General features: G+C 63.0%; 25 protein-coding genes. 10 read left to right on the forward strand and 15 right to left on the reverse strand.

Annotation, left to right across the window (positions count from 1 at the left end):
• Positions 1-27 precede the first annotated feature (27 nt).
• On the reverse strand, positions 28-1,032 hold the full coding sequence (locus tag HAD_RS04085) for an NAD-dependent epimerase/dehydratase family protein (RefSeq protein WP_051595908.1): 1,005 nt from the start codon (positions 1,030-1,032) through the stop codon (positions 28-30).
• On the opposite strand from HAD_RS04085, the gene HAD_RS04090 reads away from it, so the two are divergent.
• A complete protein-coding gene (locus tag HAD_RS04090) occupies positions 1,031-2,035 on the forward strand; it encodes a LysR family transcriptional regulator (RefSeq protein ID WP_084331761.1) in 1,005 nt (334 codons plus the stop codon). The genes HAD_RS04085 and HAD_RS04090 overlap by 2 nt on opposite strands.
• A gap of 67 nt (positions 2,036-2,102) precedes the next feature.
• Here the strand turns inward: HAD_RS04090 and rplS are convergent, their stop codons facing one another.
• Together rplS and trmD are read right to left on the reverse strand one after the other, a co-directional pair.
• Positions 2,103-2,666: a 50S ribosomal protein L19 gene (gene rplS / locus HAD_RS18845; RefSeq protein ID WP_035569590.1), complete on the reverse strand. Its 564-nt coding sequence runs from the start codon at positions 2,664-2,666 to the stop codon at positions 2,103-2,105.
• On the reverse strand, positions 2,653-3,378 hold the full coding sequence (gene trmD / locus HAD_RS04100; RefSeq protein ID WP_035569591.1) for a tRNA (guanosine(37)-N1)-methyltransferase TrmD: 726 nt from the start codon (positions 3,376-3,378) through the stop codon (positions 2,653-2,655). Before trmD ends, rplS begins: the two co-directional genes overlap by 14 nt.
• A gap of 122 nt (positions 3,379-3,500) precedes the next feature.
• Here trmD and HAD_RS04105 point away from each other — a divergent pair, with 122 nt between their 5' ends.
• The 3 genes from HAD_RS04105 to HAD_RS04115 all read left to right on the forward strand — a co-directional run bounded on the left by HAD_RS04105 (position 3,501) and on the right by HAD_RS04115 (position 5,145).
• On the forward strand, positions 3,501-4,070 hold the full coding sequence (locus HAD_RS04105; RefSeq protein ID WP_035569592.1) for a TMEM165/GDT1 family protein: 570 nt from the start codon (positions 3,501-3,503) through the stop codon (positions 4,068-4,070).
• Between the two features lie 73 nt (positions 4,071-4,143).
• The gene (locus HAD_RS04110) at positions 4,144-4,548 is read left to right on the forward strand and encodes a hypothetical protein (RefSeq protein ID WP_035569593.1); all 405 of its coding nucleotides are present in this window, start codon (positions 4,144-4,146) and stop codon (positions 4,546-4,548) included.
• Between the two features lie 69 nt (positions 4,549-4,617).
• Complete coding sequence (locus tag HAD_RS04115; RefSeq protein ID WP_035569594.1) at positions 4,618-5,145, forward strand: hypothetical protein; 528 nt, start codon at positions 4,618-4,620, stop codon at positions 5,143-5,145.
• A 7-nt stretch (positions 5,146-5,152) separates the two neighbouring features.
• Here the strand turns inward: HAD_RS04115 and HAD_RS04120 are convergent, their stop codons facing one another.
• The gene (locus HAD_RS04120) at positions 5,153-5,479 is read right to left on the reverse strand and encodes a DUF6614 family protein (protein WP_035569595.1); all 327 of its coding nucleotides are present in this window, start codon (positions 5,477-5,479) and stop codon (positions 5,153-5,155) included.
• 58 nt (positions 5,480-5,537) lie between these two features.
• Between HAD_RS04120 and HAD_RS04125 the strand changes: the two genes are divergently transcribed.
• Positions 5,538-6,311, forward strand: a complete 774-nt coding sequence (locus HAD_RS04125) for a glycosyltransferase family 2 protein (protein WP_035569596.1) — start codon at positions 5,538-5,540, stop codon at positions 6,309-6,311.
• Between the two features lie 60 nt (positions 6,312-6,371).
• On the opposite strand, the gene HAD_RS17785 is transcribed toward HAD_RS04125, so the two are convergent.
• From HAD_RS17785 to HAD_RS04180, 9 genes are all read right to left on the reverse strand, one after another.
• A complete protein-coding gene (locus HAD_RS17785; protein WP_051595909.1) occupies positions 6,372-8,096 on the reverse strand; it encodes a beta/gamma crystallin-related protein in 1,725 nt (574 codons plus the stop codon).
• Positions 8,097-8,166: 70 nt separating this feature from the next.
• Positions 8,167-8,718 (reverse strand): ribosome maturation factor RimM, encoded by a 552-nt coding sequence (gene rimM / locus HAD_RS04140; RefSeq protein WP_035569597.1) that lies wholly within the window; start codon positions 8,716-8,718, stop codon positions 8,167-8,169.
• 53 nt (positions 8,719-8,771) lie between these two features.
• Positions 8,772-9,485 carry a beta/gamma crystallin-related protein gene (locus tag HAD_RS17790; protein ID WP_051595910.1) on the reverse strand — a complete coding sequence of 238 codons (714 nt, stop codon included), beginning with the start codon at positions 9,483-9,485 and terminating at the stop codon, positions 8,772-8,774.
• Between the two features lie 170 nt (positions 9,486-9,655).
• A complete protein-coding gene (gene rpsP / locus HAD_RS18850; protein WP_035569598.1) occupies positions 9,656-10,102 on the reverse strand; it encodes a 30S ribosomal protein S16 in 447 nt (148 codons plus the stop codon).
• Between the two features lie 37 nt (positions 10,103-10,139).
• Positions 10,140-10,451: a chorismate mutase gene (locus HAD_RS04160; protein WP_035569599.1), complete on the reverse strand. Its 312-nt coding sequence runs from the start codon at positions 10,449-10,451 to the stop codon at positions 10,140-10,142.
• Entirely contained in the window at positions 10,448-11,905 is a 1,458-nt protein-coding gene (gene ffh, locus HAD_RS04165) for a signal recognition particle protein (protein WP_035569600.1), read from the reverse strand. Before ffh ends, HAD_RS04160 begins: the two co-directional genes overlap by 4 nt.
• Before the next feature lie 201 nt (positions 11,906-12,106).
• Entirely contained in the window at positions 12,107-12,697 is a 591-nt protein-coding gene (locus HAD_RS04170) for a GNAT family N-acetyltransferase (RefSeq protein ID WP_035569601.1), read from the reverse strand.
• A 98-nt stretch (positions 12,698-12,795) separates the two neighbouring features.
• Positions 12,796-14,898 carry a prolyl oligopeptidase family serine peptidase gene (locus HAD_RS04175; RefSeq protein ID WP_051595911.1) on the reverse strand — a complete coding sequence of 701 codons (2,103 nt, stop codon included), beginning with the start codon at positions 14,896-14,898 and terminating at the stop codon, positions 12,796-12,798.
• A 34-nt stretch (positions 14,899-14,932) separates the two neighbouring features.
• Positions 14,933-15,529: a hypothetical protein gene (locus tag HAD_RS04180; RefSeq protein WP_035569602.1), complete on the reverse strand. Its 597-nt coding sequence runs from the start codon at positions 15,527-15,529 to the stop codon at positions 14,933-14,935.
• Between the two features lie 141 nt (positions 15,530-15,670).
• Between HAD_RS04180 and HAD_RS04185 the strand changes: the two genes are divergently transcribed.
• From HAD_RS04185 to HAD_RS04195, 3 genes are all read left to right on the forward strand, one after another.
• Entirely contained in the window at positions 15,671-16,810 is a 1,140-nt protein-coding gene (locus HAD_RS04185) for an AGE family epimerase/isomerase (protein WP_035569603.1), read from the forward strand.
• Positions 16,811-16,880: 70 nt separating this feature from the next.
• Positions 16,881-17,594 carry a 2,3-diphosphoglycerate-dependent phosphoglycerate mutase gene (gene gpmA / locus HAD_RS04190; protein ID WP_035569604.1) on the forward strand — a complete coding sequence of 238 codons (714 nt, stop codon included), beginning with the start codon at positions 16,881-16,883 and terminating at the stop codon, positions 17,592-17,594.
• Positions 17,591-18,034, forward strand: coding sequence for a bifunctional diaminohydroxyphosphoribosylaminopyrimidine deaminase/5-amino-6-(5-phosphoribosylamino)uracil reductase RibD (locus HAD_RS04195; protein ID WP_035569605.1), 444 nt, complete (start codon positions 17,591-17,593; stop codon positions 18,032-18,034). Before gpmA ends, HAD_RS04195 begins: the two co-directional genes overlap by 4 nt.
• 27 nt (positions 18,035-18,061) lie before the next feature.
• Here HAD_RS04195 and HAD_RS04200 read toward each other — a convergent pair whose 3' ends face one another.
• Positions 18,062-19,111, reverse strand: coding sequence for a glycosyltransferase (locus HAD_RS04200; RefSeq protein ID WP_035569606.1), 1,050 nt, complete (start codon positions 19,109-19,111; stop codon positions 18,062-18,064).
• A gap of 134 nt (positions 19,112-19,245) precedes the next feature.
• On the opposite strand from HAD_RS04200, the gene HAD_RS04205 reads away from it, so the two are divergent.
• Positions 19,246-20,271, forward strand: a complete 1,026-nt coding sequence (locus HAD_RS04205) for a glutathione S-transferase family protein (RefSeq protein ID WP_084331762.1) — start codon at positions 19,246-19,248, stop codon at positions 20,269-20,271.
• Positions 20,272-20,345: 74 nt separating this feature from the next.
• On the opposite strand, the gene HAD_RS04210 is transcribed toward HAD_RS04205, so the two are convergent.
• Positions 20,346-20,822, reverse strand: a complete 477-nt coding sequence (locus HAD_RS04210) for an Hsp20 family protein (protein ID WP_035569607.1) — start codon at positions 20,820-20,822, stop codon at positions 20,346-20,348.
• A 200-nt stretch (positions 20,823-21,022) separates the two neighbouring features.
• On the opposite strand from HAD_RS04210, the gene HAD_RS04215 reads away from it, so the two are divergent.
• Positions 21,023-21,931: a class I SAM-dependent methyltransferase gene (locus HAD_RS04215; RefSeq protein ID WP_035569609.1), complete on the forward strand. Its 909-nt coding sequence runs from the start codon at positions 21,023-21,025 to the stop codon at positions 21,929-21,931.
• Positions 21,932-21,988 lie beyond the last annotated feature (57 nt).

Here is a 21,988-nt window from a genome sequence, read left to right on the forward strand (position 1 = left end):
CCACCATCGGAGGAGAACATAGGCGCCTCAACAATCCCTTAAGTTGAACTCGGTTTTAACCCGGGTGGTTTCCGGCAGGCATCCCATGGCCTCCAGCGTGGTGTGAAGCGCTGCCCGCACCGGCGTGCGCGGCTCCTCACCCAGGCACTGCACCAGTTTGCCATTGTCGAGTCGGCCGGGCACGTCCCAGAGATATTTCATTTCCGACAGTTCCCGGAACAGGCGGACAAAAGGTGACAGGCCCTGAATCAGCCACCAGGGAAATCTGCGGATCGGTGCATCCGGCACGCCCGCCGCCGCCCGGATGGCTTCAGCAAAATCCCGTCCGTCTTCGAACCAGTGCCCGGCAAAATGGAAGGTCTCGAAGGCAGCCATCCTGGCATCCTGCTCGACAAGCCGGGCGACCGCTTCGCCATAGTCCGGCAGATAGGCCCAGGCATGCCCCACCCCGGCCCGCCCGGGCCAGGTGACGGATTTGACCGGCTGGCCGGGTTTCACAAGGCCCGCGCTGAACCAGGAATTGCTCGTGCTGTGCGGCCCATAGAAATCACCCGCCCGGACGATCAGGACGCGCACCCCCTGCCCGGCTGCCCGTTGCAGGCGGTCTTCCATCTCCACCCGTATGGCGCCTTTGCGCGTGTGCGGGTTTTGCGGCGTGCTTTCCTTCAACAGGGGGAACGCATCCGGCCCGTAATTGTAGATTGTGCCCGGAAACATGATCCGCGCGCCGGCTGCCTTTGCGGCAGCAATCGTATTGTCCAGCATTGGCAGGGCGAGGCCCCGCCAGTTGCGGTAGCCCGGCGGGTTCACAGCATGGACGATCAGATCGGCATTGATGGCTGCGTCGGCCACTTCGCCGGCGTTCATCGCATCACCCTTCAGCCAGTCGGCATAAGGCAGAAGGGTCTGGCCATGGTCCGGCCGGCGGCTGAGCGCCCGGATTTGCCAGCCCCGGCGATGGAGCGCTTCGGCGATTTCAAAACCAGCCCCGCCAGTCGCGCCGAGGATGAGGGCTGTATGTGAACGGGTCATGGAACGTCTCCTTTGTGTCTGCCTCACAAAGGTGGTCGCGCCACGCGCTAAAGAAAATTGCGATAATTTCTACATCCGCTATACGAAATTAGTGGAACCCCTCCCCCTCTCCTGGGACCATTGCCGGTCTTTCCTGGGTGTCTGGCGCACCGGCAGCCTGTCGGCGGCCGCCCGGGCGGACGGCCTGACCCAACCCACCGTCGCCCGTCACATCTCACAGCTGGAGGCGGCGCTCGGCGGCGGCGCCCTGTTCATCCGCTCCCCGCATGGCCTGTCCCCGACAGACCTTGCCGGAACGCTCATTCCTCACGCCCTCACCATGGAGGCCGCCGTGGCGGCCATGGTCCGCTCCGCGTCGGGTGCGGACGGCGAGATCGCAGGCACTGTCCGGCTAAGCGCGAGCCAGATTATCGGCGTGGAAGTCCTGCCGCCGATATTGGCGCGGATCGGCGCCGCCCATCCCAGCATCACATTCGAACTGGTCGCGACGAATGAAACGTCTGACCTCCTGCGCCGCGATGCCGACATCGCCGTACGGATGGTCCGGCCCGCCCAGGGCGCGCTGGTGGCGCAGAAGGCCGGCGACATCCAGCTCGCCATGTATGCCCACAAGGACTACCTCGCCCGCCGCGGCCAGCCGGACACAATCGACGCCCTGACGGACCATGCGATTGTCGGCTTCGACCGGCAGACCGCGGGCATAGACGCGTTGCAGAATATTGGCATGCCTCTGACGCGGCAGATGTTTTCCTTCCGGACCGACAATGACCTGGCCCAGCTGGCTGCGATCCGGGCCGGGTTCGGCGTCGGCATCTGCCAGACCAGTCTCGCACGGCCCGATCCGAACCTTATCCGCCTCTTTCCGGAGGAAATGAGCTTCGCGCTGGAAACCTGGATCACCATGCATGAAGACCTGCGCGGCAACCGCCGCATGCGCCTCGTCTTCGACCACCTCGTGGCTGACATGACGGCCTATGCAAAAGCCAGCCTCGGTCTGCACTGACAGCCGCAACGAAAACGCCCCCGCCTTTCGGCAGGGGCGCTTGTCATGTGCCTGTGGCGGAGGAGGTCTATTCCTCGGTGCCACCCTCTGCAGTTTCTGCAGCGGCTTCGGCCTCGGCGGCAGCCGCCGCAGCGGCGTCTGCTTCAGCCTTTGCCTTGGCAGCTGCTTCGCGCTCGGCAGCAGCCGCTTCCTTGCGGGCAGCCTTGGCAGCGTCTTTCTGGCGGCGGCGCTCGGTTTTCGAGACAGCGATCTCGACCTGCTCGATGCCGTGGCCGGTGGTCCGCTCTGCGATACGGGCACCCTTCCCGCGCAGGCCGCGCAGGTAGTAGAGCTTGGCGCGGCGAACGCGGCCCTTACGCTTCACTTCGATCGACTCGATCATCGGCGACACCAGCGGGAACACACGCTCCACGCCTTCACCGAAAGAGATCTTGCGGACCGTGAAGCTCTCGTTCACGCCAGCGCCCGAACGAGCAATGCACACACCTTCAAAGCGTTGCACGCGCTCACGGTCGCCTTCCGTAATGCGGACGTTCACGGCCAGCGTGTCACCAGGCGAGAATGCCGGGATGTCTTTGCCGCTGAGGACGCGGGAAACTTCTTCTGCGTCAAGCTGTTCAATAATGTTCATCGCCTGTCTCCGGCGCTTGGATATCGTGGGTTTCGGAGTAAGCGGCGTATAAATCGGGGCGGCGTTGCTTTGTCAACGCCTTTGCGCTGTTCAAACGCCATTCTGCGATGCGTTTGTGATCGCCGGACAGCAAGACGTCCGGAGTCCCATGAGGGCCCCACTGGCGCGGCATTGTATACTGGTCATGTTCCAGCAGGCCATTTTCGAAGGATTCGTCACTTAAGGAGTCGGCATTCCCTGCCACACCCGGCAGCAGGCGCACCACCGCTTCGGTCAGCGCCATGGCCGCCACTTCCCCGCCGGCAAGCACGAAATCCCCCATCGACACTTCTTCCAGGCCATGTGTGTCGATCACCCGCTGGTCGAGCCCCTCAAACCGGCCGCAGAACATGATCAGTCCGCGGCTGCTGGCGAATTCGTGCGCCATTTTCTGGGTGAACGGTTTCCCGCGCGGAGAGAGATAGATGAGATGCTTGTTGTCGGTGACGATACTGTCCAGCGCGGCGGCGGCCACATCGGGGCGCAGCACCATGCCGGCCCCGCCCCCGGTCGGCGGGGCATCGACATTGCGATGCTTGCCGAGGCCGAACTCGCGAAGCTGGATGGTTTCCCAGTCCCAGATGCCTTCCTTGCGGGCGCGTTCCAGGATGGACACGCCCAGCGGGCCAGGAAAGGCCTCGGGAAACAATGTGATGAAACTCGTCTCGAACATGGGCTGAGGCTTTAGCCTACACGGGACGTTCCGTCACTGCCGGCCATCACCGGTCCGCCTTGCCCCTGCATCCGGTACAGCTTATTCGGGCGCCTTGCCTGTACGAGGATTCCTGCCGTCCCATGGATGCCTTTCTCACTTCCACCACCATCGTCACGCTGGCTGAAATCGGCGACAAGACACAATTGCTCGCCATCCTGCTCGCGACCCGTTTCCGCGCGCCGCTGCCAATCATTCTCGGCATCTTCGCCGCGACCATCGCCAACCATTTCCTGGCCGCCCTGCTGGGCGCCAGTGTTGCCAGCCTGCTGGACGGGGACTGGTTCCGCTACCTGATCGCGGCATCCTTCATTGCCATGGCCGCCTGGACGCTGGTGCCGGACAAGGTCGATGACCTCGATGACAAGCCGGCCCGGTTCGGCGCCTTCCTCACCACGCTTGTCGCCTTCTTCCTCGTTGAGATGGGCGACAAGACACAGGTGGCGACCATCGCCCTCGGCGCCCGGTTCGACAATCTCTTCATGGTCACGATGGGTACCACGCTGGGCATGATGCTGGCCAATGTGCCAGCTGTGTTCCTGGGGCATGAACTGATCGAGCGTGTGCCATTGAACATTGTGCGTATCATCGCGGCATTGCTCTTCCTTGTGCTCGGTCTCTGGCTGGCCGCGCAGACAGCAGGTTGGATCTAGCCTTTCCGCTATTGACAGAATATGTCGTGAAATCAAAAGTAGAAGCGCGGTGCGCGGCCTTGGGGGACTCAGAATGGAAAAATTGTTTCCGGAAATCACATCTCTTGAGGACGTGATGCGACTGGCGAAAGGTGGAGCCATTGCCGGCATCGTGTTTGCCGCTCTCGTCCTGTTTGACGTCATTTTCGGATCGTTCCCGGCTGTCGTGCCGGGCATTCGGCTGGCCGGTGCAGGCCTTGAAGCCGTGTTCATCCTGCTCCTGTCCTGGCGCATCTGGACCGGGCGCAACTTTGTCAGCGCCATCTTGCTGATGGCCCTTCTGGTGCTCGCCACTTTGACCGGCGTCCGCGACGGCGTGTTCGGCGTGGCCTGGCTGGCGGCGTATTTTGGCCTGGGCCTGATGATGCTGAACGCGATCCGCGCCTGCCTGCGCCATGACACCTATTCCCGGGAAACGGCCCCTGCCCGCACGGCCTGATTCCGGCGGGTGAATTGACCTTCCTCCTGTGCTGGCGCTTGATAGTGCCTGTCCTGGGGAGGAAGACAGATGCTCGACACCATCGCCACCATTGCCAATATCTTTGCGTCCGCCGCCGTGGTGTTGACGCTGGTCTTTATCGGCTTCCAGCTGAAACAGAATGCGGAACTGACGCGCATGGCCGCCGCGCAGACTTCGGCGCAGCTATTGTCCACCAATCTCGGCCGCATCATCGAGAACCCAGACCTCGCCGAACTGATCACCAAGGACGGCGCGCCGGACAGCTGGACCCGGCCGGAACGCCTGCGCGTCTCCAACTTCCTGTCAGCCAGCTTCCGGCATTATGAAGTTCTGCATACGCACAGACGGTTTGGCGTGTTCGAAGAAGAATTATGGGGCGGCACAGAAGCCCGCCTGCGCGACAGCCTCGACTCCGCCGCCATCCGTGACTGGTGGGCCGAATCGAAAGCCTTCTACGCGAAAAGCTTCGTCACTTACGTCGACGAAATCGTCGCCGAATGGGAAGCGATCGAAGCGATTGCAGGGATGGGAGATAGCGGGGGCGGCAGTCTCTTGTCTGCGAATACCACCGGCTAAGCAGACGTTACGCCCAATCCGGCCAGTCCCGGAACAGTCCGAACTTCACATTGGTCACCATGGCGTTGGCCGTGAAGTGCAACTCGTCGACCTCCCCTTCCCTTGCCGCCGCGGCGCGGAAGGCCTCATCCAGCTGGGCGAGGTCTCGCGTTTCGATCATGATGTGAAACTCGCGGATAGTATCGGGGCGTAGACCCAGCTTGCAGCGCATCATGCGCCAGGCCTCAATCCGGCCGTCTGATTTCATCCGGTTCAGGAAATCTGGCAGCGCTTTCGCAAAGGCTCGCTCGTCCGTGTCCGGCTTCAGATCGAACCAGATGTGATAGATATCCATTGCAAATCACTCGCAAATAAGTTTGCCGGATGGGCCGGTCTTCTATACGGGAGAAGATATGGCCGCGCCTCCCGCCCTCTCTGTCATCATTCCCTTCTTCAATGAAGCCGGAAATGTGCACCCCGTGATCGACGAGGTGCATGCGCAGCTGGACGGAATCCCCTTCGAAATCATCTGCGTGAATGACGAGTCGTCGGACGCGACCGGCGCGGAACTGGCAGAGGCCAGGAAGAAGCACCCGGATACGGTTTTCGTATTCAGCCATATCCAGCGGCGCGGAAAGTCGGCCGCCCTTTTCACCGGGCTCAAAGCGGTGCGCGGTGAATGGGTCCAACTTCTGGATGGAGATGGGCAGAACGATCCCGGCGATACCGCCCGGCTGTGGAAGGCGATTATCGCCCCCGGCGCGCCAGGGGCCCTCGGCCTCATTGCAGGCAAACGAAACAGCCGCAACGATTCCGGCTTCAAATGGGTCCAGTCACGCGTCGCCAATGGTGTGCGCCGCTTCGTCCTGCAGGATGATGCGACGGATACGGGCTGCGGCTGGAAACTGATCCGCACCGCCGCCTTCCGGGATTTGCCCTATTTCGCCTCCATGCATCGTTTCCTGCCGGCACTGGTCAAGCGGGCGGGATGGGATGTCCGCGAAGAACTGGTGAATGACCGGCGGCGTCTGGCGGGCGAGTCCAAATACGGATTTCTCGGACGGCTCGGTGCCGGAATCTTCGACCTGATCGGCATGTTCTGGCTGGTCCGCCGGGGCGGCTATGGCATCGCGGCCGAATGGAACGACCCGCGCGCTGATGGCCCGGTCCGAACCGACCGGTCTTAAGCCTTTTACCTACAATTTATCCGGGGTCTGCCTGAAGTATGCCCCGTTGTCCGTGATGGCTCAGTCCTGCTGTTGGCCTGGCCGGCGGTCCATCCGGCGCAATCCGGGCGGACGCGTATCGCGTTTCGGCGTTGCACGCGGGGGCGAGCTGGCCGGACGCGGCGCGGCCTGGACCGGCCTCGAAACACGTGGCGGTGGCGCGGCTTGCGGGGTTTTCACGGGCTGACGCGCTGCAGGTGCACGCACATCCGGAGCCCGGGCTGCTGGGGCGCGTGTAATCGGCCGACGGGCTTCCGGGGCGCGGGTCACGGGCCGTTCCATGCGGCGCATGGCCGGCGGGCGGGTGTCCCGGGTGGGTGCAACCCGCGTCGGCGCCGGGCGGACGGGTGTCTTGCGAACATCCGGCGTACGCGGCGTCACACGGCTCGGCACGGCGCGGCGGTCCGGCGTGTCCATGCGGCGACCGGCAGCACGACGCTCAAGGGCGCGGCGTTCGGCCCGGGCAAAGTCGGGTTCGCGGGTATCGCGCATCCGGCGCTGGATCCGGTCCTCCCGCCGCGTGTCGGGTCCGCCGGAAAGGGCAGGATCGACCCGGCGCTCCACCACACGCTCTCCAGGCCGGCGGACCGGCTGCGGCGTGATCGTGCGCGTGGACGGCGCAGCGGATTTTGCAGCCGCTTGCTGCGCCTGCATGTTGCGGATGCCCGGTGGCAGGCGGCCCGGCTTTGGCGGAGCGCGGCGGGCCGAGTCTCCGGTACCAGGGGTGAATCCGGCCTGCGGCGTATCCCGGCGGGTCCGGTCGCCTCTCCTTCCGTCTCTCGGGCCGTCTCTCCGGCCATCGCGTTCGTGGCGGTCCCAGCGGTCATGGCCTGTACTGCCGACCGGACGGATGGACGAAATATTGTCGTTCAGGCGAAGACCGTTCAGCCGGTCGACCGATGCATCGACAATCTGGCAGCGGCCCTGGAAATTGGCGTGCTCGCACACTTCCCATTTGCCCGAACGGATCTGGATCGACGACACATTGTCGTTGAAGCGGTAGCGGCTGAGATCGCGGACGCCGCGATTGATGCCCAGCGACGCGCCCCGGTCAAAAGAGTCGGTGTAAAGCGTTACGGATGCGTCGCGCGCGCCATAATGCCCGCGCAGCGGCGGCCGTTCGCGGCGGTAATGGGTCGAGGAATAATAAGGCCTTGAATAGTTGGTCCATCCAAACCCGTAAGGGTCGTAGCCAAGCCGCGGATCGTAATAGCCATACTGCCTGTATTCCGGCGAGTAGCCGTAATGATAAACTTGGATGGAGGTCGAGGCGCCATAGCCATAGCTGTAAGTGTCATGGCCATAGCGTTCATCATCGACATAGCGGATGTAGCCATTGTCATCGCGCACGAACATCAGGCCATGCTCGGCATCTGTATATTCATATACAGGGCGCACGGATGAGATCTCACCCGCCAGGCCATACCAGGCAAGGTCTGGCACGTCATAGCGCAGGAACACGCAGCGGCCGGTGAAGTCGCTGTGCTGACAGACCTCCCATTGTCCGGACAACACCGCAATGGAGCGGGCACGGTCATTGAACTGCAGATTCGGCAGGGCATGGATCGGGTCGTAGATTTCCCGCACTTCGCCGGAATACTCCGGTCCGCTGTACAGGATCAGGGACGGTGGGTTGTCATCCTGTCCGGCATATTGGTCATACGGCTCTGTATCGGCCTGTGCGCCGCCAGCCATTGCAATGGGGGTCGCGAGCACTGCCAGAAGGCGAAGGAACTTTGTCATCATCGGCCATACTTTCACTCAGTCTGGCTGAAAGTATGGCAAATATTGTCTGAACGCCGCGCAACGCGGGGATTCAGGCGTCTGACGGGGCGTCTTCCTCGCCGTCCGCTTCCAGCCATTCCTCCAATGTCGCCAGCACAACACGGCCTGCAGCGAGGTCCACAACCGGCACATCGGCCAGGGTGAACGGCACGAACACGCTGCCGCCCCCGGCCAGATCGATTTCCAGAAGTTCCCCTGCCCCGAAATCCTGAACCGCACGGATACGCCCGGCGCGTTCGCTGCCGCCTGTGTAGACGTCGAGGCCGACGAGATCCTCGATATAGAACTCATCCTCATCCGCTTCCGGCAGGCTGGCGCGGGGCACGTACAGCAGCGTACCGCGCAGCGCGTCCCAATCTTCCTTCTGCTTCTGCTCTTTCGGGCGGACGATGAAATGATCTTTCGCGGGGCGGGCGGATTTCGGCGTCACGATCACCTTCCCCGCCTCGTCCAGCAACGGGCCGAAATCGAATACAGCGTCCGGGTCAGCCGTGAAGCTTCTCACCCGCACATCACCGCGCACGCCATGAGCGCCCTTCAGGACGCCCACCGCTATCAGCCTGTTGTCTACTGTCTTGTTCATGCCGCCTGTGTAGCGGCGCGCGCGCCAAGGGCAAGCGGCAGCTGCCGCCCGCTTCAGCGCCAGTCTCTGTAACGCCGGATCGACGAGATATTGTCGTTCATCCGGATCGGCCTCAGGTCTCCCGCGCCGGCGGTGAGGATTTCACAGCGGCCCCGATAGTTCGCATGTTCGCACACCTGCCAGGTGCCGGCGCTGACATAGAAGGAACTGGCCTTGTCATTGAACCGGTAGCGGCTGAGGTCGGACACATCCTGGCCGATTTCCATCGCCGGGCCGCGCTGGTTGGAATCCGGGAACAGGATCAGGCCCTGCCCGCCGCGCCCACTGTCCCAGCCGCCGCGCTTCCCGTGATCCCGGTCGCTCCGACGGTCGTCGCGTCCGCGCCTGTCATATCCGGCAGGACGCAGCGACGAAATGTTGTCGTTCAGGCGATAGGCGTTCAGGCGCCCTGCACTGGTATCGATGATTTCACACCGCCCCCGGAAATTGGCATCCACGCACACTTCCCACACACCGCGATTGATCACGATGGAAGACGCCCGGTCATTGAACCCGATACGGCCAAGGCTGGGCACAGCGCCATCAACCCTCACCGCCTCTCCCCGGAACCCGGCATTGGAATACAGCACCGCCCCGCCCTGCCGGCCCTGATAGTCACCGCCGCGCCAGGTATCACGGCCGCCGCGATGATCGGCGCTGGCCGGCAAAGCGAGCGCAGCAAGACCCGCTGCAAGTGCAAACGTGGAAACGAGGGACGATATCTTCATGACAGGCTCCTTTCGGGACAGGCCGTTTCTAGACAAAACGGTGTGAACCCCGTCAGGGCGGGCCGTTATCCGGTGTTCAGATTCCGAATGGATTTTCTGGCCGCATACGGAAAAGGCCGGCACCCTTCCCGGATGCCGGCCCTTCCATGGCCTGCCAGATGGCGGGCAGCTTATTCGGAAGCAGCTTCTTCTGCTGCGGCTTCTTCTGCCGGAGCTTCCTCAGCCGGTGCTTCTTCGGCCGGCGCAGCAGCGGCTTCAGCAGCAGCAGCCGCTTTTTCTTCACGCTCTTTGGCGCGTTCCTGGGCTTTCTTGCCCGGCTCGGCCTTTTTCGGGTTGTTGCCGTGCGTCCAGGCCACGACCGGTTTGCCGTCGACTTCGATCTGCGACAGGAAGCGTGCGACACGGTCCGTCGGCTGAGCGCCCTTGCGGACCCATTCAGCGGCTTTTTCGGCGTCGATCTTCACGCGGTTTTCCGAATCTTTCGGCTGGCGCGGATCATAGGTGCCGATCTTCTCGATGAAGCGGCCGTCACGCGGGGCGCGTGCGTCGGCAACAACGACGGAATAGTAAGGGCGTTTCTTGGACCCGCCGCGGGCGAGCCGGATTTTGAGGGCCATGGGGTTATCTCCTGTGTACTGGCGTCTCTGGAATGTTCTAATCGGCCTCAAGGCCGCGGATATGCTCATGATGGCGGATCACTTCCGCCACGATGAAATTGAGAAATTTCTCGGCAAAGGCCGGGTCGAGGCCGGACTGCTGCGCCATGTTGCGCAGCCGTTCGATCTGTTCTGCCTCGCGGGACTTGTCTGCGGGCGGAAGGTTATGCTGCGCCTTCAACTTGCCGACCTGCTGGGTCAGCTTGAAGCGCTCGGCCAGCGTATGAACGAGGATGGCATCGAGATTGTCGATGCTGTCGCGGAACTGGCTCAGCTGGAACTTGGCCAGCGTCGTGTCGATATCGGTCATTTCTTTTTCCCCCCCAACAGGTCGCCCATGCCCGGCGGAAGCGACCCGCCACCAAGGCCCGGCAATTGCTGGCCGCCCATCTTGGCGAGATCCGCCTGTGAAATCCCGGCCTGCTGCGCCATGCCCAGCATGTTCTTCATGCCGCCTTTTGTGCGCATCTTCTTCATCATGCCGGCCATCTGCTGGTGCATTTTCAGCAGCTTGTTCACATCCTGCACCGTGGTGCCGGACCCGGCCGCAATGCGCTTGCGGCGCGAGGCGTTGAGCAGCGCGGGCTTTGCGCGCTCGGCCTTCGTCATGGAGGAAATGATCGCCTCCTGACGTTTCAGGACATTGTCGTCGAGGTTCGCCGCTTCCATGGCCTGCTTGGCCTTGCGGGCGCCCGGCAGCATGCCCATCAAGCCGCCAAGGCCGCCCATTTGCTGCATCTGCTTCAGCTGCTCGGCGAGATCATTGAGGTCGAAGATGCCCTTGCGCATCTTCTCCGCCATCCGCTCGGCCTTCGCGGCGTCCATCTGTTCGGACGCTTTTTCGACCAGCGAGACAATGTCGCCCTGCCCGAGAATACGCCCGGCCACACGCTGGGCGTCGAACGTGTCGAGCCCGTCGAGTTTCTCGCCGACACCGAGGAATTTGATTGGCAGGCCTGTGACCGCACGCATGGACAGCGCCGCACCGCCGCGCCCGTCGCCATCCATCCGGGTCAGGACAAGACCGGTCAACGGCAGGCGCTCATGGAAGCGCCGCGCGGTTTCCACCGCGTCCTGGCCGGTCAACGCGTCAGCAACCAGGAGGGTTTCTTGAGGCTGGGCGATTTCGGCGATTTCGGCCGCCTCGGTCATCATCTGTTCGTCGATGCTGGTCCGGCCGGCGGTGTCGAGGAAGAGAACGTCATAGCCGCCGATCTTTGCGGCATTCAGCGCGCGCCGGGCGATGTCTGCGGGAAGCTGGCCCTGGATGATTGGCAGGGAGCTGACGGAGTCGCCGCACTGGTCGGCCAGAATCGCCAGCTGCTCCATGGCCGCCGGGCGGCGCACGTCGAGCGAAGCGAGGAGGACTTTCTTGCGGCCCTTTTCCGACAGGCGCTTGGCCAGTTTACCAGTTGTCGTCGTCTTACCGGAGCCCTGCAGGCCCGCCATCATCACGACCGCTGGCGGGCTGTCGATGCGCAGGCTGGTGTCGGCGTCTTCCCCGCCCAGCATGTCGACCAGCCCGTCATAGACGATCTTGATGACCTGCTGGCCCGGCTTCACGGAGCGGATGACTTCCTCGCCCACGGCGCGGGTCTTCACCTTGGCGATGAAGTCCTTGACCACGGGCAATGCGACGTCTGCTTCCAGCAGCGCAACCCGGATTTCGCGCAGCGCTTCGGACACATCCTTGTCGGAAAGCGCCCCGCGCCCCGTCAGGTTGTCGAATATGCCGCCGAGCCGTTCGCTGAGGGCGTCAAACATCGCGTTACTCCTTATGCCGTCTGTCAGATCTGTCCTGACATGGGCGCTCCACAGGTTCAACGCAAAGACCAAGAGCCCCGCTGAGCGAAACTTCGCCGGGCGGGGGGCCTCGCTGTCCTCACGGGATCGGTCAAGGCGCGCTTCTGGATTTGCGCAGATTTCGCGCGGCTAAAGCACGCGAATGCCAGCGGCGTCAAGCATTTAAGCCTGTTGCAGGGCTCGTACCCGGTCCTTCAGCAGGGCCATCGCAGCCACAGCTTCGTCTCCAACCAGCGACAGGACCGCCATATCGGCCCAGGTTCCATTGGCCATTCGGATATAACTGCGCAGCGTGCCTTCGCGCTTGGCACCGAACCGCTCAATCGAGCGGACGGAGCGTTCATTGGCATCTGGCGTCAGGATTTCGATGCGCCGCATGCGCGAGGCAACCGCCCGCTCGATCACGGCAAGCTGTACGGCCGGAACAATCTCGGTGCCGCGCATCTCCTCGACGATCCAGAGCGACGCCATCCGTAACCGCCGATGGGTGCGGGAAATGTCCGCATAGGCGACGACGCCGACGAACGCGCCGTCAGATTTCCGCCAGATCGTGAAGGGGATGTAGTCCCCGGAGTCCTTCATCTCCAGCGTATGGTCGAAATAGGAGTGAAAATTGGTCCCCGTCGCGATCACGGGCATCCATTGCCACATGGCCTCGACGGCGCTGGTACCGGCCAACACGTCCCGGTCGGCCTCCGTCAGCACTTTCAGGCTGACAAGCTCGTTCTCAAGGCCTGGATCGTCCAGCTTCATGGCCTGACAGTCTCACGCTTGGGTATTTTGACAAGCCATTGGAATAGAAAAACCGGGCGCCTCATTGGAATGTGACCAAAGGAATCTGAATCACAGACTCAGTTCGACTGGCCGGCTCCGGCAAGTTTCTGGCTGAGATAGGTGAATTCCAGGGCGGTACGCTTCGCGCGCTCTGTCTGGTTCGCTGCGGCCGCGTGTCCGCCGTCTATGTTCTCATAGTATAGGAATGGCAGGCCAGCGGCCTCGAATTTCTTCGCCATCTTTCGCGCATGGCCGGGGTGGACCCGGTCGTCCTTTGTCGAGGTCACGAAGAAAGGCTCCGGGTAGGGCTTGCCGGCATCGAAATTCTGGTAGGGCGAGATCGTCTCGAGGAAGGCCCGCTCTTCCGGAATGTCCGGCGAGCCGTATTCATCCACCCAGGACGCCCCCGCGAGCAGGAGATGATACCGCAGCATGTCCAGGAGCGGCACCTGAACCACGACCGCACTCCAGAGGTCCGGCTGCTGGTTCAGCATGACGCCCATCAACAGGCCGCCATTTGAGCCCCCCATGATGCCGAGATGATCTGCACTAGTCACACCGGACGCAATGAGGTCTTCGCCCACGGCAACGAAATCATCATAGATAAGCTGGCGGTTCTGCTTCAGGCCCGCCTGGTGCCAGGCCGGGCCAAATTCTCCCCCGCCGCGGATATTCGCCAGCACATAGGCCCCGCCCTGCTCCAGCCACAGGCGTCCGGTAACCGGGCTGTAGGCGGGATTCATCGAGACCTGGAAGCCGCCATAGCCATAGAGCAGCGTCGGCGTGGAGCCATCCATCGGAATGTCTTTTCGCGCGACCAGAAAATACGGCACTTTCGTTCCGTCTTTCGACGTCGCGAAATGCTGTTCCACCTTCAGGCCGGCCGCATCGAACTTGGCGGGCACGCTTTTCAGCATGCTTGCCACGTCATCCCCGGAATCGAATTCAAGCAGCGAGCCCGGGGTGAGGAAGTCCTCATAGTTCAGGAAGACGATCTCTTCATGTGGATTGGCAAAGGCGATGCTGGCCTGGCCCTCGCCGGGCAGCGCGACACGCCACGTACGCCAGCCATTCTCGCCCGGTTCAGCGCGCATCACCTTGCCGACAGCCGTATCGCTGACGGAGAGCAACATCGCGCCCTTTGCGATCGCGACCCCTTCCAGCGCCTGCGCTTCGGAGGGGTGGAAAACGCGCGAAACGGGCGGCAGCGACCGGCTTTCCATGAAGGCCGCAACGTCGAACGCGACCAGGTCACCAGACCTGAACGTGTCCGCCTGGCCGTCCGGTGACCAGTCTTCCTGCAGGGAGACCAGAAACTGGCCCCGGTAAATGCCTTCCGGCGTGGATTTCTTCGGGATCGGCCATTTGACCGGCGTGGCCTCCCCTTCCGGGAACCACCAATAGCTGGAGGTGAAGAAGGTCTCCGCCTCCACAGCGCCTTGAAGGATTGTGCCATTGTCCAGTTCCAGCGTCATCGGCCAGACGCCGACATCGGTGACGTCGCCGCGGTAGACTTCTTCGGCACTTTCCAGCGGCGTCCCGCGCTGCCAGCGCTTCACGACGAAAGGATAGCCGGACTCCGTCAGCGTCCCCTCGCCCCAGTCGGTGGCAATCAGAACCGTGTCCGGCCCGGCCCAGGCGAGGCCCTGCTTGGCTTCCGGCGTGACGAAGCCGTCATTCACGAAGGATTTCGTGGCAAGATCGAACTCGCGCTGGATCACGGCGTCCTTGCCGCCATCTGACAGCGAGACCATGCATTTGTAGGCGCCGGTCCCTTTCAACGCGAAACAGTTCGCGCCCTTGTAGACCCAGTTCTGGCCTTCCGCTTCAGCCAGCTGGTCGAAGTCGACCACAGTCTCCCAGTCCGGCGCCTCGCTGCGATAGGACTCGAGCGGTGTGCGGCGCCACAGGCCGCGCACGTTCGTGTCGTCCTGCCAGAAATTGTAGACGAAGCCGGAGCGCACGACCCCATAGGCGATGCGTTCCCTGGAATTCAGCGCATCGAGCGCCGCGGCCTCGAAACCGGCATAGCGCGGATCCGCCTGCAGCGTGGCGAGGGACCGCGTATTCTGGGCACGAACCCAGGCAAGCGCCTCGTCGCCCTCTACCTCTTCCAGCCAGAGATACGGATCTTCGCCTTGCTGGGTTTCGGTGGGCGTGGACGTGTCTGTATCAGCCAATTCGGTCTCCGGATTCTGTGTTGTACCGCTGGTCCTACTCGTCCGCCCAGCGCTGGAGGCGTTCGAATTTGACCTCTTCCACGATCAAGGCCCGGGATTTGTCGGGCACGACCGGACGGATGCCAAAATAGTCGACCCCTTGCTCACCTTCGATCACCGGCACGTCATACTCGAAACTGAAATCCTCGGCGTCAGGCTGCAGGTCGAACACCTGCCAGCCCGAATCTCCTGCCCGGCCGGCAGAATAGTTCGCTTCCATCTGCAAGGCGCCGCGCGTGTCAGCCGGACGGGCCCGCACTGTGCTCCGGACGGTGTAGCCGGCGAACTGGACCTCCATGTCCGCTGCCAGACGGAAATGCGGGCCAAGTTCCGGCGCGCCCTCCAGCGTACCGGCCTCCACCTCGATATAAAGCTGCTTGCGGCCATTCGGGCCATCGATCAGGCGGGTTTCGGCGTCCCCACCGGCGACAACCTTGTTGAGGTAGATGCCGGAAACCGTAATCTCGTTATAGTTCTTGCCATCCCCTGTCACCGCCCCGGACGGCAGGCGGCCAACGCCGGGTAAAATGGCAATCCCCACCAATCCGGCCGCAACCAGCAGGGCAAGCGGGAAGAAGATCCTGTCCTTCATCGGGGCCTTTCCTACTCTGTTGCATTCAGGCGCGGCAATGGGCCGACGCCGCTGGTCAACGGGGCTCGCTCCTGATAGCAGGTGCGCGTCGGGTCTGGCGAGCGGCATTCGCCGCCGCATCTGCTACGGGGTTTGCGTCATATGTCAAAGTCCGCCTTGAAGCGCCGGGCGCGGGAAGCCCGCCACTGGCTGATGGATGCCTGCTTTCCGCTGTGGTCGGAACGCGGCGTCGGTGACCACGGCCTGTTTCGCGAAACACTGACACTCGACCACCAATCTGCGGACCAGGACATAACCCGTGTCCGCGTCCAGGCACGGCAGACCTATGTCTTTGCCGAAGCCCTGCGGCTGGGCTGGAAGCCGGACACGGGCACCGATCTTCTGGCGATGGGATTGTCCACGCTGACAGGCCCTGCCCTGCGGCCCGACGGGCTTGCCGGCCGGGTGCTGGGGTCTGACGGGTCCGGCTTCACCGACGACACGGCAGATCTTTACGACACGGCGTTCGTCCTCTTTGCCCTCGCTGAAACGGCAAGCGTCCTTGAAGGCGCCGAAGAGGCGCTGGCAGGTGCACGCAGGATTCTGACGGCTGCTGACGCAAAGCTGCGCGCACCGGATGGCGGGTATTTCGAAACACTGCCTGCAGACCAGAAGCGCCACCAGAACCCGCACATGCACCTGCTGGAAGCCTGTCTTGCCCTGCACCGGGCGGATCCGGACGGCGACCATCTTTCCCGTGCGGGCGAGATTGTCAGCCTGTTCGACAGGTTCTTCACGGCCGGGCCAGGCGACCTGCTGGGCGAGCATTTCGCCCCGGGCTGGACCCAACCGGCCGGACGCGATGCCGATATTGTCGAGCCCGGCCACCAGTTCGAATGGGTCTGGCTGTTGCACGCCTATGCCCGGGCCACCGAGATGCCGGTCCACGCCCGGGCGGAGAAACTTTACGCCTTCGCCTGCTCAACCCTCGATGACGAAGGCCGGGCCTTGCAGGAAGTCACGCGTGAAGGCGCCGTCGCCGACGGGTCGCGCCGCACATGGCCGCAGACTGAAGCCCTGAAGGCGCACCTCGCCATGTTCGAGTCGACGGGCGATGAAGCCTTTGCCGCTGCGGCGTGCCGCAGTTTCGACGTGCTGATGGACGAATATCTGACGCCCGAAGGCGGCTGGATCGATCAGTATGATTCCACCGGAAAGCCGATGGCCCACAACATGCCCGCCTCAACCGGTTATCATGTCGTATTGGCCATGGCGGAGCTGATGCGGATCATGGACGCTTGAATCTGCGCCGTTTTGCGCCGAAAAGGCCGCCAGAAAGACATTCAGGACCACAAAAGGACTTCTCACCGCGATGCCGAAGCTAGCTCTCGTCCGCCACGGACAATCCGCCTGGAACCTCGAAAACCGCTTCACCGGATGGTGGGATGCGGACCTGACCGAAAAAGGCGAAGCCGAAGCCAAAAAGGCCGGTCAGCTGCTGAAAAGCGTCGATGCAGATTTCCGCGCCTCCTTCACCAGCTACCAGACGCGCGCCATTCGCACGCTCTGGCTGGCCCTGGCGGAAATGGGCCGCGCCTGGATGCCGGTGGAAAAAGCCTGGCAGCTGAACGAACGCCACTATGGTGGCCTGACCGGCCTCGACAAGGCAGAGACCGCCGCCAAGCATGGCGACGAACAGGTCCATGTCTGGCGCCGCTCCTATGATGTGCCGCCGCCGCCGCTCGAAAAGGGCTCGACCTGGGACCTCTCCACCGATCCGCGCTACAAGGGCATCGACATTCCGGATACGGAAAGCCTGAAACTGACGCTGGACCGTGTGCTGCCCTATTGGGACGCAGAGATCGCCCCGGTGCTGAAATCCGGCAAGGACGTCGTCATCGCCGCGCATGGAAACTCGCTTCGCGCGCTGGTGAAGCACCTGTTCAGCGTGCCAGACGACGAGATCACCTCGCTTGAGATTCCGACCGGCAATCCGCTGCTGATCGATCTCGACGACAATCTGAAGCCGGTCGCTGTGCGCTATCTCGATGCCGACCGCGCACGGGACCTTCCGGCCCTGCCATGAGCAAACGGCGCGACCAGCGCATGATGGGGCGAGCGCTTGCGCTCGCCCGGCTCAATCACGGCCTGACGGGCGAGAACCCGTCCGTCGGCTGCGTAATCCTGGATTCGCATGGCCATATCGTCGGTGAAGGAGTGACTGGCCGGGGCGGCCGGCCCCATGCCGAAGAGGTCGCGCTGGAAGAGGCCGGAGAGGCCGCCCGCGGCGGGACCGCCTATGTCACGCTGGAGCCTTGCCGCGAACGCTCCGCTGGCGGCAAGTCCTGCTCCATGAAACTGGAAGAGGCCGGCATCGCCCGCGTCGTCTGCAGTGTGCTGGACCCGCACCCAGTGGCGAATGGCGGCATCCTGCGCCTGCGCCGCGCGGGCATCCGGGTCGATATCGGCCCCGGCCGCCATGCCGCGGAAGGCCTTTACCGGGCCTTTTTCGCCAGCATCAACTAGCCCGCGCTCCGTGCTTTGATTTTACGATCAGCCCGGAAACGGGCCGGCGTGCGCGATGATCTTTTCGTAGAAGGCTTTCGAGTCACGCTGGAAAGCCGCCTTGTTGAACTGCGTTTCGTAAGACTTGCGGCCACCGGCGACGAGTTTCGCCGCAAGGTCCTTGTCCGAAATCACGCGGGTCAGCGCATTCGCCAGCGCGTCCACATCATTCTTCGGGATCAGCAATCCGTTCTCGCCATCCTTCACATAGGCCGCCGGGCCGACGGCATCTGCCGCGACCAGCGGGCGCGAGGCCGCCCAGGCGTCGACGGTGACCGTGCCGAATGGCTCATAGCGTGACGGGAAAGCCACCACATCGCAGGCCGCCAGCAGCGCGCCGCGATCGTTGCGCCACCCGAGGAAACGCACACGGTCATCCAGGTTCAGCCGCTTGCAGTGCGCGCGCAGTTCCGCCTCCAGCGGCCCTTCCCCCGCGATCCACACATACAGGCCAGGCACTTTCGCGGTGGCATCGAGGAGCGTGTCGAGGCCCTTCTTTTCGTGCAGGCGGGCCAGGGACAGGGCAACCGGCGCATCCGCTGGCGTGTCGAGGCTTGCGCGGTCGACGGGGTCTTCGCCTTCGAAATCGGCATAGGTGTGAATGATGCCGGACCGGTCGTCACTGACGCCCTGTTCGCGGATGTGGCGCAAGAGGTCGATCGTCAGGCCGACATGCCATTCGCAATTCGCGAAGCGGGCGAGCTTGTAATAGCCACCATACCAGCCGATCGACCGGTTGCGGTATTCCTTCGGCGCGAACTGTCCGGCGCGGCCCATCCAGTATTCAATGACGTCCGGTTTGAACGCCTTGATCGCATCGCCCAGCACACGGCGCGTGGGGAATGGCCAGGCATTGTTGAACGGCGCCACATCGACGCCGATACCGGCCTCGCGGAATTTTTGTACCCGGAACTGATTGTCCGGGCGGGTCACCACATGTTGGGTCAGGCCGGCTTCCGCCAGCGCCAGGACCGATTCCAGCATGATATTTTCCGCGCCGCCCTCGGCGGCACCGGCCATGACGTGCATCACGCGCATGGGCCTCTCCTTCATGTCAGGTCAGAATGTCTTGTCACGCGCATAGCCATTTACAGGCACGGCGGCAAACACTGGTTGGCAGTCCGGGCTGAAATGCCTAAGCAGGGGCCGAGCCGAGACGGGAACCAGAAGCCATGTCAGCCTATCGCCTCTTCGGCGCCGAAACATCGCCCTACTCGCTGAAAGTGCGGGCCTTCCTGCGTTACAAGGGAATTGCGTTCGAGTGGATCACCCGGTCGCGTGAAACTGAAACCGATTTCCGCGCGCTGTCACGGATCGCGACCGTGCCGCTGCTGGTCTCACCCGACCGGCCGGTGAGCCAGGAATCGACACGCATGCTGTTTGCGCTGGAAGCCGCCCAGCCCGAACCGTCCGCCACGCCCGAAGATCCCGCACTGGCGGCGCTGTCTCTCATCCTTGAGGACTATGGTGACGAGTGGCTGAACAAGTGCATGTTCCAGCAGCGCTGGGGGAACAAGCCGGACCGTGAGCAGGCCGGCCTGCGCGCGCTGGTGCAATTGTCGGGCGGCAAGCGCCCACGCGCCTGGAAGAAACCCTCCGTCCAGATTTCCGAGCGCATGGCGGACCGTCTGCCGCTCGTCGGGGCGTCGCCCGAGAACCAGCCGGTGCTCGACGCCTCCTGGCGCCGCTTTGCGGAATTGCTGAACACGCACCTGAAAGCGCACCTGTTCATCTTCGGCGGCCGTCCGGCCTTCGCCGATTTCAGCCTGGCGGCCCAGCTGCAGCAAATGCTGCTGGATCCGACCCCGGCAGAATGGCTGAAAGACCGGGCTCCCTTTGTCGTGGCCTGGTGCGAAAACATGGACGACCCGAAAGCCGGTGGTCCGTTTGCGGACATGCCCGCGCTGGAACCGACGCTGGCGCCCCTCTTCGCAGAAGAAGTCGGCAAGACCTACCTGCCCTGGGCCAAGGCAAATGCCGCTGCGGCGCGGACCGGCGCAGGACAATTCTCCGCGACGCTGGAAAGCGGCGCCTTCGAGCAATCGACCCAGAAGCACGCCGCCGAAGCCTTCAATGCGGTGGACAGGTATGTCAGCCGCACACTGAAGGACTCCCGGACGCTGGAAGTGTTCCTTGGCGAGACGCATTGCCTCGAAGTTTTCCGGCATGCCGAAAAAATGGCGAAGTCCGACAGCTGACCTGCCGCACAATGGAAAACGGCGCGCCCCTGCCGGAACGCGCCGTTTCAGTCTGTGGTCTGTGACGGGCCCGCTTAGGCGGCGTCAGCCTTTTTCTTGCCGATCAGTTTCGGTTCCTGCGATTCGGAAGCGCCGATCTCGATCTTGCGGGGCTTTTTCTCTTCCGGAAGTTCGCGGATAAGGTCGATCCGCAGCACGCCATGATCCAACTGAGCACCGGTCACGAGAATGTGATCGGCCAGCTGGAAGCGCCGGATAAAGCTTCGCTGCGCAATGCCGCGATGCAGGTAGTCCTTGCCGCTGGCATCTTCGGTATCGGATTTTTTGCCTGCGACCGTCAGCAGGCCTTCCTTCGTCTCGATTTCCAGGTCGGCCTCAGTAAACCCGGCAACGGCGACCTCAATGGCGAAGGCGTTTTCGTCGACTCGCTCAATATTATAAGGCGGATAGCCCTGCGAGCCGTCCAGGCGCGCGGCCTGATCGATCATGTTGGCCATGCGGTCAAAGCCAACCATCGTGCGGTAAATGGGGGTCAGATCTATATTCGACATGTGTTCAGTCCTCTGTCTCAAAGCAACTGGGAGCACCCTGATCGGGAGGCTCCGTCTTGGGTTCGAACTTCGCAAACACCCGGCCCGAACGATGGCACCGGCACGAAATCCGGCCACAGCCCGCATTGCGGCACCGTGACACGATACATGTGGGAGCCTACAAGAATCGTTCAAGAGGTCCCATCGACGGAGAAACACTGATGAAAACCGCCGTATCTGCTTCCCTCATTACCCTGGCCCTGCTCGCAGGCTGCTCGCCCGCCCCGGCAGACAGCCCGGAAGCTGTCGCCGAAATCGATACCGAAATGGCCGCCCCAGAGGCGCCCGCCACCGAAACCGCCCTGGAGGCCGCCATCGCCAGCGATGTGCGCTCGCCCGAGGAAAAGGCCCGCGACGTGTGGCGTCATCCGAAGGAAACGCTGGAATTCCTCGGCGTTGAACCGGACGATACGGTCGTTGAAATCTGGCCGGGTGGCGGTTGGTACACCAACATCCTCGCCCCGTGGCTTGCGTCCGGCGGCGGCCAGCTGGTCGAAGTCCTGTTCGATCCGACCGGCATCGAGGATGCCGAACGCGTCGCCCGGATCGAGACCAACAACGAGACCTTCAAGTCGAACTATACCGACCCGAAATTCGGCACGATCAGCTATTCCGGTTTTTCAGCCAATAGCGGCCCGCTGACAGACCCCGATACGGCAGACGTCGTGCTCACCTTCCGCAACATCCACAACTGGATGAACGGTGGCTACGAACAGAAATTCTTCAACGACGCCTACGCGGCATTGAAGCCCGGCGGCGTCCTTGGCGTCGTGGAACACCGCCTGCCCTCGACGGCAATTCAAGACCCGAAGGCACCCAGCGGGTATGTCCATGAGGACTACGTGAAAACGCTGGCCGCCAATGCTGGATTCGAATTTGCCGGATCGTCCGAGATCAACGCCAACCCGGCCGACACCGCCGACCACCCCTACGGCGTCTGGACCCTGCCGCCGGTCAGCAACCAGCCGGAAGAAGGCGAGGAAGCGCCGGAAGGCTGGGATCCGGAAGCCTACAAGGCCATCGGCGAAAGCGACCGCATGACGCTGAAATTCATCAAGCCGGCGGAATAGTCCGTCTTCAGAAAACCCCTGCCCCGCCGGCCAGCCCGGCGGGGCCTTTCTTTTTGA

The organism is Hyphomonas adhaerens MHS-3, from assembly GCF_000685235.1.
GTDB lineage: Bacteria > Pseudomonadota > Alphaproteobacteria > Caulobacterales > Hyphomonadaceae > Hyphomonas > Hyphomonas adhaerens.